Origin of the sequence: Microcoleus sp. D3_18_C4 (genome assembly GCF_036702355.1) — a bacterium.
GTDB lineage: Bacteria > Cyanobacteriota > Cyanobacteriia > Cyanobacteriales > Microcoleaceae > Microcoleus.
In genome coordinates, this window is the sequence record NZ_JAUBTF010000100.1 from 1 (window position 1) to 15081 (window position 15081).

Here is a 15081-nt window from a genome sequence, read left to right on the forward strand (position 1 = left end):
GTTGGTGTTGGTGTTGGTGTTGGTGTTAGCTCAGGCGTTGGTGTTGGTGTTGGTGTTGGTGTTAGCTCAGGCGTTGGTGTTGGTGTTGGTGTTGGTGTTAGCTCAGGCGTTGGTGTTGGTGTTGGTGTTGGTGTTAGCTCAGGCGTTGGTGTTGGTGTTGGTGTTGGTGTTAGCTCAGGCGTTGGTGTTGGTGTTGGTGTTGGTGTTAGCTCAGGCGTTGGCGTGGGTGTTGCCAAGGTTGATTTATTAACATATTCAATTAATTTATTGCCAGTTTCAGTATCAGTCCAATCCTTAGCAGGAGCGATTACATCTTTCACCCATACTGCTTTACCAGTCGCACCAGTCACATTGAAAATAACATCATTATAATCCTTATCTGAATTACTATCAGCCCGTTGATCTTCGATCGCGAATGCCTTTCCATCACCAGTAATGTCCGCTATTTGACCATAGAGAAAAGCACCATTCGGGTTGCTGCTAGACAATGAAAACAATGGACGTTCTGGCCCAGTAATCCCAAAATCATTAAACACTTCCTTCACCGTACCATTAGGCACTAACATTACAGCAAATGCCTTGCCGGGAGTCATCGTAAAAATTTTTACACCTTGATACTGCCCTTTGTTAAAATCCTCTTCTCCTAAACCGCCACTAAATTCAGGATTTGCGCCTTCTGTAGCATCAGAAATTACGATATGACCTAATTCAGAATTACTGCGTGCCCGACTTGCTGCTTCTTTAATAAATTCCTGAGAACCTGGAATAAAATTTTCCATCCCATCCAGACTGAAAATGGCTATTTCTCCTTGATATCGGCCACCATCGTGAAGGAAATCGAAGCCAACTTTACCATTTTGATCGGTGATGAAATATCCATATTCAATATTCATCCCCGTTAACGGATCGATTTTACCCTTGGGAGTGAGACTGACTTGATAGTTTGTGTCGCCGGAAATAGGAGAAACGTTTAAAGTATAGTCTGTCGGCCCCAAATTATCTATGCTCAGAGTGCCGATATTGGTGCCGCTAGTTACGATACTTTTGATGACCTTCCCTTCTAGGTCCCGCACTTCCATATTGAGATCGCCGCTAAAACCTTCAGCGGAGATGCGGGTACTACCCATATTAGTGAGGCTGAAAAAATAGGTATCTGTCGGGCTATTTTTGCCCGCAAAGCCGATGTTGAGATAGTTATCTGTGAGACTACCGATTTGAATATTGGACATTTTGCACCCTGATCAATAAACTTAGGTTGAGAAAAAGTAACTAGCAGGAGTGCGCGACCGCTTTTCACGCCCTCATAGCTACTTGGCCTGTCGATCGTTTGCGATCTCTGGTCTACTATCTATCTGGAGCGAAGCCTTACTTTTTATGCAGATTACCTGTTTTTGTACTAAAAAGTTACAAAGACCTGTCCGTATCCAGAATTTAGCAGTGATATAAATAGTGATTACTTTTGATAAAATGTATTATAGGTGTTTTCTCCCTATGCAAATCAATATTTTGATGAAGATTTGATGAAGTTATTATGAAGATTTGATAAACCACTATAGTGTGTTGTTTTTTTTGCATAACTCCTATTGATATTAAAAGCAACTAAGTAATCGGACATATATATTGCAAGTCATTGCGAGGAACGAAGCAATCCCAAAGCCTTGCGATTAGTTTAGTTTGCTTCGTGCTTCGCAACTCTCCGCACTGACATAGTTACGTTTATTTATGTCCGACTACTTACACATCCTTAGCGATCGCAATTTCTGATTTACGTTTACGCTTGAACACCAGCCCAGCAAAAAAAGCAGCAGAAGTTACTATCCCAGCAATTTCTGAAGGTTCGGGAACAGCTTCAATTTCTTCTTGCTCCATCGCCCGCATTTTAAAAGAAAATTGATCCTGATTGGATTCTAATTTAATCGGGAAAGCGAGGGGGTTTTTCGGGTCAATTGCTGCGTCGATCCCAGTGACACTAAACTCGGAGACACCGTAACCAAGTAAAGCTACAAAATCAACTACTTCATTAGGCTTGAATTTACCGATTTCTTTGCGACCAACTAAGACACTGAAAAGTTCGTCAGCATCAATACCGCTAGGCAAACTGAGAATTTTAGTAAATAATGAGGCTTCTTCTGGAATTGTCCTACCGATGATTTCACCGCCACTAGAAGCCACATTATCGCTGATTTTGAATGTAAAACCAGCAGCCGTTGGCGGATCGAACCACTGACGATTTAACACATTATCAAATTTATACCAATTATTCTCAAAATTACTAGGTAACAAGGGATTTCGCTGAGAAGTGCCGGCGATCGGATTGAGGATAAAAGCATGAGTTTCACCAGTCGCACGGTTAATGCCTTGACCCAGAATTTGTCCGTTATCGTTAATGTCACTTACTTGCTGTAAAAACCAGCGACTACCCATAGGAATCAGGCTATTGAGGTCAGCCATCTCGCCATCTTCCCAGATGAATGCGTGAAGTAGCCCACCATTGCCAGTAGTAGTATCATAACCTACTACTTGCCCTTTATTGTTAATAGCAACCGCACTGCTTTGATTGCCACCGAGAGTGCCAAGGTTTGTGATTTTACCGTTTGACCACAAGGTAGCATGACTTTGCTTAATGCTGGTATTTGATGAATGGCCAATTGCTTGCCCTGCATCATTAATATCATTAGCTATGCTTTGGTCGTAACCTAGAAGAGTTCCCAGGTCAATCATGTTGCCCTTTTCCCACTGGAAAGCATGAGTTGTGCCAAAACGAAGACCTGAATAACCAACTACTTGTCCTTGGTTGTTAATCGCCTGGGCTCCTCCATTGAAACCAAGAGTACCCAAATCGATCATCGTGCCATTTTCCCACAGAAAAGGATTAAATTTATCGCTAGCAAGGTTAAACTTACCAACTATTTGCCCAGCATCATTGATGTCTAGGGCCGCACTGCTGATGCCACCATTATAACCGAGGTCAGTCCTTTGACCGTTTTCCCAAAGATAGGCATTATCTATCCAATTTTGACCAAGATAACGACCCACGACTTGACCCGAATTATTGATTTGGTAAGCCCAAGTGCTGTCTTTGATCTCAATAACTCGATCACCATCCCAGATCACAGGACTACCACCCCGACCAACTAGCACTTGTCCGAGATTGTTCATACCATAGCTACTACCGGAGCCGAGATCCTGAATCTGATAGGAAGCGAAACCAGTATGAAGACTTAGGGCATTTACCGGTTCAATAACGATCAATCCCAATAGGGTAAAAGCAGTCAGGGACAGACTTTTTTGAACAAATCTGCTCAAGGGAGCTGGTTGAAACAGTTTGTTTTGTTTTTTCATGTGCACCTCTGAAAAGAAATAAACGTTAAGTGTGTGTCTACCAAGAAACTATCTCTCCAAAATGCGATCGCTTTTGTCACTCTAAAAAAGCGACCTAATTTTGTATGGACACAATAATATTGTCTCCTGACCCTGTATTAACTTATCTATTAGGAGCGAGGCGCTAGTTTTATGCGAAACGCGGCTTAATCTTCAGAAAACTTTACAAATCGCAAATTTGAGTCGGGAAAAGTTGACTCAGGAAGGGCGATCGCTTTTGTCTGAGGGAAGAAGCGATCGCGCTTCTCCATTCCCAAAAGAGCGATCGCGTGGAGTGAGAAACCGGGTTTCGTGGGTTGGGGGGAAGAAAAGGGTGATCGCTTTTCTCAAATCACGTAGGGTGTCTTATTAATGCACCCTAGAATATGGCTTACCTCCAAATAGGTTGTATGTTAGGCATTGCGAACTCGAATGTATCGAGTAGGAGAACTGGCAGAAATAGTCCGAACCCAATGCAATGTTCCACTGCTACCTCCATCCCAATTGGTATCATAGTGTGACTCAGAAATCGTAATCGTGCCGTTCGAGTGGACTTGTTCAACAACAGCTACGTGGTTAGCTCCATTAGCTGTCCATTGTGCAATATCGCCAACTTGGGGTGATGAAAAAGCTCCCGTGCCATTGGACATTTGGTTATGCCATTGATTCGCATTTCCAGACATTGTTCTCAAAGCAGAGGGATTTTTACCCATTTGCAAAAGGCGACCATGAGCATACCAGGTACAATTTCCTTCTGTATAACCCCGTCCACCAACCAAACTAGAACCATACATTGATTGGGCAAAAATATTACCGGTCGTATAGAACTGAGGACGATCCTTGAAGTATTGCGCCCCTTGTCTAGTTACCAAGGGATTAAGATGACCTGGATTGCCACCATTTGGCAAGTTCAGTTTCCACAGATGGAAGGGGTTCCATGACATCGGAGTGGGGTGCATATATATCTGATTGCCATTTTCAGCGCCTGAATCTAAAGCTTTTCCCGTAGCTTTGTTGACGATCATATAAGCATCACCCACTTGTTGCAGATTCCAGAGATGGAAAGGATTCTGCGTATTAGGGTTAGGATGGATGTAAGGTAGTGTATTATTACCTCCACCAGCATCTAAAGCTTTCCCCGTTGCTTTGTTGATGATCATGTAATAATCACCTACCTTCTCAAACCCCCATTGCTGAAACTCATTCCCAGCATTAGGCGATGGATGTGGATAAACTGAATTATTGCTGCCGCCCGCATCTAGTGCTTTGCCTGTTGCCTTGCTGGTGACTGTTGAGAACTGTAACCCAGGATTTTGATTACTAGAACCTTTATCAACATAGTAAGCAGCAACATAACCTCGCTTACCACCAACCTCTATTTCATACCAATCATTACGATTACCATTGCCGGGATTATAAGTTCCACCTTGCACCGATCGCAAAATCTTCAGTTCCGTACCTACAGACAGCGTACCAATTGGGGCTTGAGATGTGTTAGGTTGACTTCTCATATTGAGTGGTACACTACCAACCCGCGAACTGACTCGACCCATCTCGAAATTAGGTGGCTGAGTATTATTAGGTGATTCCCCAGGACGATATGCTTTAGCTTTTTGGCCATCCCAGAAAATGTAGCCACCTTCAAAGTCTGTTCGCATTCCTCCATTCCAGGCATATTCCCGACGAGTGGGGAAGCCTAACCAACCGCCCGAACCGTTAGGAGAGCTATATTGCTCGTACTCCCGCTGTAAATCCCGCCAAAGGGCAACCGCGCCATACTTTTGAGACCAATGGATACTGCCCCATTCGTAATCTTTCCCTATTCCTGTTGTGCCTGCGGGAGCAGCAGAGGTGGTTCCTGCATTGAAATAGGTATTATTTCTGGGATTTCCCAATAAACCCTTAGTCTGTTGATATTCGTTTTCGATATCTAATTGCCATTTGGGAGTTTGTCGCCAAGATGGCTGTTGACCTGGTTGTAAAGTTTCTGTCTTGGCGTCACTGGTTCGGAAGGCAATACGACCACCTTCAAAATCAGCAAAAATGGTGTCCCCATCAATGTATTCCCGCTTGATTGGAGCTCCTAACCAGTGATTGTGACCACCAATATTGATGTAGTAAGCACCGACGCTTCCCCAGGTAGCAACTCGATTTCCGTTATTCCAGTGGTAGTAAAGCCGTGCTTTACCATTCTCACCAGCAAATTCTTGTAAGGCCAGGGGTGAGCCTTTGCTGCTGGTGCCACCTTTTTCGTCAGAGCGGGGATAGCCGAGATACGCCCAGCCACGGCCAGGAAGGTTTGCCCCAACAGGACCACCCACATTTTTGTACTCTTTGAGAATTTCTCCCCATACCACGTAGGCTTGGCTTTGAGCATCTTCGAGCATGAGCAACACTTCATTATTATTGGTGTCGAGGAAGCGTTGTGTCCAGCCATTGCCCCACCGATAAGCATCACCTTGAGCTTTGAGCCCGCGACTTTGACCATTGACGCGGTTGTAGGCATCTATGAATAAATTTGGTGCGCGTGAGGCACGACCGATCGGATTCGCTGGTGGCGCAATCTGACTCAGCGCTCCGTATATGTTCAATCGCCCGCCGGTTACAGTTTTTCCTTGTAAAGGAGCAACTCGATCGGCGCTTTCCATTAGAATATTTTTGAGTTGAACTGGACTTTGATTGGGCTTCTGTGCTAACAGTAGCGCTGCTGCACCGGCTACGTGAGGAGCTGCCATTGAAGTGCCCTGGAATGAACCATAACGATTCCCTGGTAAAGTGCTGAGGATATTGACTCCCGGAGCGCCTAAATCAACACTATTGCGTCCATAGTTGGAGAACCAAGCTAGTTGATCGTTATGATCTGTCGCAGCTACAGATATGATATTAGGAACATTATAGCTTGCAGGGAAAGCTGGATTTGAGTCATTGTTGTTAGCGTCATTTCCTGCTGCTCCCACAAATAGCACTCCAGCGTTATTCGCTTGGCTAATTGCATCAAACATAGCTTGCGAATATCCACCACCACCAAAACTGGCGTTAATTACCTTTGCACCCATGCGGGTTGCATAGTCAACAGCTCGTACTGCGTCAAGGGTATTACCAAAACCATCGCTACCGAGAAACTTCAGGTGCATAAGACTGACGTTGTGGTTTACTCCCACCACACCGATATTATTGTTGCCAACCGCCCCAATAGTTCCTGCAACGTGCGTCCCATGTCCGTTGTCATCCATCGGATCGCCATCTCTGTTGATGAAATCATAACCGTATACGTCGTCAACAAAGCCGTTGCGGTCATCATCAACACCATTGCCAGCAATTTCTCGCGTGTTTCGCCAAGTGTTGGCAGCTAGGTCTTGGTGTCTGTAGTCTCCACCTGAATCAATCACAGCAACCGTAACAGCTTTGCTACCAGTTTGAATCCGCCATGCTTCGGGTGCATCAATATCAGCATCAACGCGACCGCCAGTTTGTCCTGTGTTATTTAAACCCCACAGTGAGTTGACCATTGGATCGCGGGTTGCATTGATGGAGAGTTTGTAATTAAGTTCGATTCCTGCAACATTTGAATCTAGAGCTAAGGCAGCGCGAATTTGCACTAAGTCAGTATCTGGGGCAAATTTTAATACTTTCCACTGACCGTCTGTTAAGTCGCTGCTGCTTTCTGGAAACAGATTTTCGATCGCGATCGCATTCTGTGCCTGAAAAACTGTCAATATGTCAGCATTAGTTACTCCCGGCTTAAACTTAACCAAAATCTCACCAGGTTTATATTCTACCCCTGTTTGTGGATCGACTGGTAGTGGTTTGTCTGGCTTGGGAACAGGAGAGTCGATCGGTTCAGTCGCTTTGGCTAAATCCACTGCTGCTGTGATATTCAACAACCCAGCACCAGTTTCTTCATCCCAATTATGAGTCTTTAAATCAGTGGCTGTATCTTTGATAATCTGAATCACTTGACGATAACTCAAACTAGGATTTGCCGCCCATACTTGAGAAATAGCACCCGTTACTTTCGCTGTTGCTACTGATGTTCCTGATATGAAACCAACTCCATCTCCAACTGTTGATAATTGTGGATTCTGAACAGTTCCTCCAGGTGCCAAAATATCTAAACCGCGACCGTAACTGGAATAACTCGCGCGATCGTAAGCTTTAGAAAGTGCAATTTCATCATTAATTCGTTCCGCCGCACCGACAGTAATAATGTTGTCAAATTCCTGCGAAGCTTGACCCAAAACTGACATCACACCGCCATCGTTACCAGCCGCCACTACCAGCAATACGTTATGCTGGCGCGCATATTCTATCGCAGCCCTTTCCTCCGGCGTAAATTCATAGCGAGTAGTAACGCTACCATCAGGATTGATTTGAGTTAAATCTAAACTAAGGTTCACAACTGCATTCGGTTGATTCGACTCGACAGCAGCATTGACAAATTCAACCAAAGATTCCGCCCACTGTCCAGAGCCGATCGCACGCCCCACCCACAAAGGCGCTTTATCGTTCACCCCATCAATGCCCACACCGTTGTTTTGAGTTGCGCCAATAATGCCTAAAATGTGCGTACCGTGTTCGTTGCCTTCACCTGTGGTCAGTAAGGGGTTAGCATCATTAGAAACGCGATCTCGCCCTAAAATAATCCGTGAATAGTCAATATCAGGATTATTGCCACTGAAACCCGTATCAATTACACCCACTAACGGCTGATTTACTACAGGAAACTCAAATTGTACTGGTTGAATAGGCTCGATCGCAGGTGGTGCGACTTTCACCACCATATCTTCCAGCCGCGAAATCAACGTCGCTGTATTATCCGAAATAGGAGTCGATCGAGTTTGCTCCCTCAACTTCTCAGTCATGGTTTCTAAACGAGCAATCAAAGTGCGATCGATCGCATCTTCGGTCACAACATCAGCACTACCCAAATTACTCAAACGTTGTTTAATGCTTTCCAATCGCGCTATCCAATCAGCATTGACATCATTATTGTTGGGTGCTACTTCCTCCTTAACTGGTTGAGTCACCGCAGCAGTCGAATTATCCTCAGTTGGTTTTTCAACTGTTGGATAAATTGGCAATGACTCTTTTGGTGCAACATCATTAACACCTCCAGTCTCAGTCTGAATAACTATCTCCTTTTTCTGCCAATCTACAGCACTATTCGTACCTAAAACTGGCATAGTCGGCGCTGCTAGCGGTGGCACAACCGCTGGAGTTTCTTTACTCTCAAACGCCGCTGTTGTCTGACTTTCCTTCACCGACTCTACAGGATTTGCGACTACAACAACTTTAGTTGTTTCAGTTTTTTCTACCTCAGTTACTAAAGCCTGCTTCGATTCCTCTTTCGCCGAGTTTTCCGCTGGCAAAACTTCCGGTTTTGTTTCTACCTTGGTCAGACTTTCCGCTGGCAAAACTTCCCGCTTTGTTTCTATTTCTGCCTGAATTACCACCGCTGGCAAAACTTCCGCTTTTGTCTCTACCTTACTCTGACTTTCCGCTGGCAAAATTTCTGGTTTTGTTTCTACCTTTACCTGAATTTCTCCTGGCAAAATTTCTGGTTTTGTTTCTAGTTTCTCCGTTGGTGTCGTTGCGGCCACTTCCATCTCAGCGTTAGATTGAGCGGGAAAAATGGGCGTTGCTGGTGCTTCAGTAACTTGGTCTTTTACCTCAGTTGTCGCTACGGGAAGAGGCGTTTTTCCAACTGGTAATTTTTCCGCCGAATCCGCCACAGTATCTTTGCCAGCAGTTGGTGTAGTTGTCTCACCTGTTGTCAGCTTTGCATCAACTTTGTCGGTTGTTTCAACCTGATTCAAATCACCAAGATTATTCTCAGTATTTTTGACTTCTTCCTCAGTCGTCACCGAAGTAGTAGGCTTTGCATCTACCTTGTCCGTTGTTTCAACCTGAGTCGAATCACCAGGATTATTCGCAGTATCTTTGACTTCTTCTTCAGTTGTCACCGCTGGAGTAGTAGGCTTTGTATCTACTTTGTCGGCTGTTTCAATTTGGGCTGCATCAGTAGTATCTTCGTCGGTAGTAGTGGCAGGCGCTGGAGTTTTGGGAGGCTCTTGATCTGAAGTTGATGGATTCAGAATTTCCGTTTCTAAATCATCAAGTAAATCCGATAATTCAGCATCTACATTTGGTTTTGGTTCCGGGGTAATGTAAGGTTTCGCATAAGCAATAAGTGCCTTGCCCAACTCGGTTTTTCGCCACTCTTTATCCGGGTTAATCACAGTATCGAGCAAAGCAGCTTTTGCCGTTGCACCCCGCACTTGGAAAATGATATCATTATAATCCCTGTCACTCCCTGCATCTAACCGCATATCCTCCATGACAAAGGTATTACCTTCTCCCGTGACATCGGCAATTTGACCAAAGTGAAATCCCTCTACAGGATTCGCCATTGCCATAGAAAATAAAGGACGTTGATCGCCGCCAACAGTCGGATTATCATACACAGACTTTACACTACCGTTGGGTACCAACATCACCCCATATTTACCCCCAGCAGTTACGGCAAAACTCTTGACTCCTAAGTAGACTCCTTCGTTGGCATTACTCTCTCCTAACAAACCGGAAAACCGCGCACCTTCTGTAGCATCATTAATCACTACATGACCTTTCACAGAGTTACTTAAAGAACGCGTAGCTACTTCTTTAATGAATGCTTCCGAACCAGGTTCAAGTTTATCTAAATCGTCTAAACTGAAAATAGCTAACTCACCTTGGAACATCCCACCATCAAATGTGTAGTCTACACTGACGCGACCAGTTTGATCTGTAGTAAATACCCCCGATATAAAGGGAGAAATTAACTTTTTCTCCGTAATCGGTTCTGGTTCTTTTGGGGTTTCAGTTGTTGCTACGGTAGTAGTTGAATTCTCTTTCTCTGTTTCTTCCCCGTTGCTAGTGTCAGTATTTGTTTCGTCCCCTGGCTTGCTGGCATCTGGGGAAATAGCAACTAAAGTCTCGCCTGTTTTTGGTTCTTCAGTGGCAACCGTTTCACCTGCAACTGCATCTGTTTTGGCGGCGGCTGTGCTATTTGGATTGTTTGTGGCAGCAGTTTCGCTGGGTTTTTCGGCGGTTGAAATTGCCGAATCAGTTGGTGGTTTGTCTGGTGGAGATGTAGTCTCTTCACTTGGCAGTTTTTCGCTAGCAGATTCAGTCGTTGCTACAGGTTTTTCCGCTTCAGATGTGAGAGTTGTTTCGGAGTCTGTGACTGGTTTGTCGGTAGTTGTTGATGTTTCTGCGGCAGATTCAGTCGTTGCTACAGGTTTTTCTGGTTCAGATGTGAGAGTTGTTTCGGAGTCTGTAGTGACTGGTTTGTCGGTAGTTATTGATGTTTCTGCGGCAGATTCAGTCGTTGCTACAGGTTTTTCTGGTTCAGAAGTGAGAGTTATTTCGGAGTCTGTAGTGACTGGTTTGTCGGTAGTTGTTGTTGTTTCTGCGGCAGATTCACTCGTTGCTACAGGTTTTTCTGGTTCAGAAGTGAGAGTTATTTCGGAGTCTGTAGTGACTGGTTTGTCGGTAGTTGTTGTTGTTTCTGCGGCAGATTCAGTCGTTGCTACAGGTTTTTCTGGTTCAGAAGTGAGAGTTATTTCGGAGTCTGTAGTGACTGGTTTGTCGGTAGTTGTTGATGTTTCGGTCGCCGATTCACTCGTTGCTACAGGTTTTTCTGGTTCAGAAGTGAGAGTCATTTCGGAGTCTGTAGTGACTGGTTTGTCGGTAGTTGTTGTTGTTTCTGCGGTCACAGTCTTCTTATCAACAGGATCTCCTGTAATTACATCTTTGTTTGCAGTCGGTTTTTCTGAAGTTTCGGTGCTGTTTGAGGGAAGTGGAGAATCTGATTTTGCACCAGTGAGGGTGTCTGCGTCGGAGGATTTTTGAGTGCTAGTTGGTACTAAATTCAGCGTGTATTTGATGTCGCCGCTGATTGGCAAAACTTTGAGTGTATAGTCTCCGGCTACTAAGCTGTCAGCGCTAATTGTTTCTGCACTGGTTCCCGCGTTGGTTGAACTGTAAAGTGTTGCGCCACTAGAGTTTAACAAAAATACGTCGGCATTCTCGCTCAAACCGTCGATCGAAAATTGGAAACTTCCCGGACTGTTGATGTTAAATTTGTAAAGGTCAAAGATATTTGTAGTATCAACACTACCAGTGTAGCTTGTGCTGCCAGTCAATGCCCCGATGTTAAGTTCAGTCATGTTACCCCAGAAAATAGTTGGTTGAATACGCGCTCAACTATCTATTTGGAGTACCTTGAGGTTTTTATGCGAATTGCGGTAAATTGTTACATAAGTTTATATTTGAGCGGCCGAGCGCCCAAAACTTGAACGCTACCTTACATTACGTCGATCACTCAGAAATAATACCTGATTATTTGGCTCTTCCGTACTTGTGTCCCAAATTTTTAGTTTTCTGGTCTCCTACATCAGGTGTTGCTTAATCAGGGTATGAAAAAAATCAGTTGAAGCTCCCGAAGCTTTGCGAATACTGATTTCTATGACTTGCATATTTAGCTTTTCATACCGTAAATGAGCAACGCCCGCATTTGCACGTTGCCATCGGTCGCGACTGGGGTGGCAACCGATGCACGCGCGTTCATTCCCAGCCAACGAGTACCTGGAGACAAACATACTGGAGATTTGACAAGAGGATGTGATCGCTCTGGCTAAGCTTCTGAGCCTAGAAAATATGGATGGCTTTTTCGAGATTTCAGCCATCTAAACATTCGATCATCTAGACATTCAGATGTTTAAGCTGTAAAATCTAGTTGATGAACTCAGCAGGCTTACCTATGATTGTGACAATCGCCTCATTTAAAGGCGGAGTCGGGAAGACAACCACAGCGCTGCACTTAGCTGCTTACTTGCAGACCAAAGCACCCGCGTTGTTGGTAGATGGCGACCTCAACCGCAGTGCCTTAGATTGGGCTGCTCGCGGTTCCCTGCCGTTCAAAGTAGTCGATGAAAAGCAAGGCGTGCGCTATGCCAGGGATTACGAGCACATCGTCATCGATACGCCCGCACGGCCAACCCCAGAAGACCTGAAAACTCTAGCCCAAGGGTGCGATTTACTGATATTGCCCAGCTCTCCCGATGCTATGGCCCTGAGCGCTATGCTGCAAATGGTGGAAGCTCTCTATTCTCTGCAATCCAATTACCGCATTTTACTTACAGTCATCCCACCCGCTCCGAGTAAAGTCGGGGCTGAATCTAGGGCAACAATCGAAAAAGCGGGATTGCCTATTTTCAAGTCTGATATAAGAAGGCTGGCGGTATTTCAAAAAGCTGCCCTCGCTGGGGTTCCTGTAAACGCTATCAAAGACCCTTACGCTAAAGCTGCTTGGGGGTGCTACACCGCTGTTGGAAAGGAGATACTGCCATGAGTCGCTTTGATGATTTACTGAAGGCCAAGAAACTCAAACCAGGTGAACCCGACCTTTCTCCCAGCACCGCGCTATCTAAAAGCAAAGACCCCAACTTTGTCCGCACTACCGTTTACCTGCCAAAACTTCTGCACCGCCAACTTAAATCCGCAGCAGCGCAGTCAGGTCAGGAAATGAGCGAGCTGGTGGAAAAGTCTGTGGCTCAATACCTCCAGAAGTTCAAACCCGACGATAACATCTAAGCATTTAGATGTTTGAATGTTTAAGCATTTGACGTAAGCCTGCCTCCTAAAAACTACAAACAGTGTCGCTGTGTGGCTCCCAATCCTTTTTGAGTCGCCCCGCACGAACGGTCTATCTGTTGGGGACTATTGCTCTGAATCCTGAGAGCCCTCGCGAGTCACAAGCCATCTCTGTTTTTAGTTGAGCTTGCAAGCGAAAAGTTCGACCTGAATGGGAAAGCCCTAGCGCTAAATGCTTGAATGTTTAGACATTTGAATGTTTGAACATTTATATAGCTTAATCTGGGGAATTTCGCGTTGTTTGGCGGTTGCTGCATTCTTGGGGTTAAATGTCAGGCTGCTGATAAGCTTGGCATAAACGATGAAAATGGGAGCGGCTGACAGTGAGGAAATTGTGGCAACGGGGGGCGATCGCCAAGAGTGTTGGTAGGGATTATTAGCGGCTGCAACCTAACTGCGCCCTCACCGCCGTCTCAGCTTCCTCAAATTGGTCTTGAGAAACCAAAAGGGTGCAGCAACCCAAACCAAGCACCAGAGAACCACTCAGCGAGCGCCATTAATAACCGCAACTTACGTCTGGGCAATCCCAGTAATGCAGCTCCCAGTGTTGCCAGCATCGATAACTATTTAATGTTAATAATGAAGCCGCCGTACGTGCTTTCCCCCAACAGCAAAACTCACACTGCCAACTGGGTTTCGTAGCAACTGAACCGCTCTTGAATGGGGGCAGCAGATTGCCAAGACAACTTCCGCCCCGGCGATGCTCTCCCTGCTGCTCAGTACAAAGTGCGACCAAGCCATAACACAGGAAGCAGCTACAACAGGGCACACACACATTGCACCAAGTGCAGACCGCACCCGCAACGAAGCAAATTACAACGCTACCTTTTTAATCAGCAATATGATGCCCCAAGTGCCTGAACTCAACAGACCTGTGTGGCATGACTTTCGTAAGTCCTGTTGTAATTAAAGTCAGAAAAACAGTAAAAAAAACCCCTGCACGGTGATGCAGGGGAAAGCGAATTACGGTTCGCTAGTCAGAAGTTGAGTCGGGATGCAAAGACTTCTGGACTAACTCCATAACCGCTAACTGAATCGGTCGGTGCTTTTGCACAGGGCTGCGGCGGTCGTAACTCGCCCGGAGAATCTGCGGGCTATGACCCATGCCATAAGCCAGAGAAGCAATGTCCGAGTCAGAGGCTGCGTTATCCAAAAAATGAGTCGCAAAAATGTCCCGCAACAAGTGAGGAGTCAACCGCTGCCCCGTCAAAGCATGAGCAGCATTACTGATATAGCTAGCCATACTGTCCTCAGCAAAAGGCGTGCCATTGTGCCGCACAAAAACGAATTCACCCACCGGGTCGAACTGCAAGCGACCCGGCCACAAACGCCCAACCTTATGCTCACCTGGGTTGAAAGTTCCCCCACAGGAGCGCCAACTCCCATCCGGCATTTTATAATAGCCATAGAGCCAGGTTTCCAAATAGTCATAGAAACAGCGCCCGTCAGGGAACTGCACGTTGGGAATCTCCAAATCTTGGTGTCCGTAAGTCTCACCCGTTTTGTAAGACTCTAGCGTTACATCCTTGAACCAGCGGCCGTCTGGCGTCCTATACAGATAAGCGTAATTCCGGTCGCGATTGCGACCCGTAGGCAGAGGCTGGTACAAACCGTCAGGAGGCACATCCACAGGCCGCTTCACAGGACACTCAAGAGCCATTTTCAGCTCCCTTAACTCCTGCTGTCGCCGGGGAGGGCTATAGGTCAAACACCCCCAGAGCACGTAACGCTGGAAGCTGTAAGCAATCGCCTTCAGAGACCTCCCAGAGCCACACGCCAACTTCGGTTGGCACTCCAAGCGCAGCGGTTCGACAATTAGTTCCCAAACGTACGGCAAATCCAGCCACTTCTTATCCACATCCGCCACTGGAACGTGGTTTTTCAATTCCTTAGTTGCCAGTGACAGCCGTCCGCGCAAAACCTTCACCGCCGGCACTTCGCTGTAATCGCTAGTACAGCTCGGCGTAAATACACAGACTATTAAACAGCCAAGACTTTACCCTTGTATGTCCACTTAAAAGGTTT

The 15081-nt window shown here is 45.8% G+C and carries 7 protein-coding genes; 3 read left to right on the forward strand and 4 right to left on the reverse strand.

Annotated features, from left to right (window positions below):
* From QUA90_RS28575 to QUA90_RS28585, 3 genes are all read right to left on the reverse strand, one after another.
* On the reverse strand, positions 1-1229 hold a 1229-nt coding region (locus QUA90_RS28575), incomplete at its 3' end, for a DUF4114 domain-containing protein (RefSeq protein ID WP_333448584.1).
* A 505-nt stretch (positions 1230-1734) separates the two neighbouring features.
* On the reverse strand, positions 1735-3342 hold the full coding sequence (locus QUA90_RS28580) for a DUF3466 family protein (RefSeq protein WP_333448585.1): 1608 nt from the start codon (positions 3340-3342) through the stop codon (positions 1735-1737).
* Between the two features lie 431 nt (positions 3343-3773).
* Entirely contained in the window at positions 3774-11570 is a 7797-nt protein-coding gene (locus QUA90_RS28585) for a S8 family serine peptidase (protein ID WP_333448586.1), read from the reverse strand.
* Positions 11571-12142: 572 nt separating this feature from the next.
* Between QUA90_RS28585 and QUA90_RS28590 the strand changes: the two genes are divergently transcribed.
* The 3 genes from QUA90_RS28590 (at position 12143) to QUA90_RS30610 (ending at position 13966) form a co-directional block, all read left to right on the forward strand.
* Entirely contained in the window at positions 12143-12754 is a 612-nt protein-coding gene (locus QUA90_RS28590) for a ParA family protein (protein ID WP_333448587.1), read from the forward strand.
* Positions 12751-12996, forward strand: coding sequence for a CopG family transcriptional regulator (locus tag QUA90_RS28595; protein WP_333448588.1), 246 nt, complete (start codon positions 12751-12753; stop codon positions 12994-12996). Before QUA90_RS28590 ends, QUA90_RS28595 begins: the two co-directional genes overlap by 4 nt.
* A gap of 760 nt (positions 12997-13756) precedes the next feature.
* Positions 13757-13966, forward strand: coding sequence for a DNA/RNA non-specific endonuclease (locus QUA90_RS30610; RefSeq protein ID WP_445300150.1), 210 nt, complete (start codon positions 13757-13759; stop codon positions 13964-13966).
* Between the two features lie 63 nt (positions 13967-14029).
* On the opposite strand, the gene QUA90_RS28600 is transcribed toward QUA90_RS30610, so the two are convergent.
* Positions 14030-14983, reverse strand: coding sequence for a hypothetical protein (locus tag QUA90_RS28600; protein WP_333448589.1), 954 nt, complete (start codon positions 14981-14983; stop codon positions 14030-14032).
* Between the last annotated feature and the right edge of the window lie 98 nt (positions 14984-15081).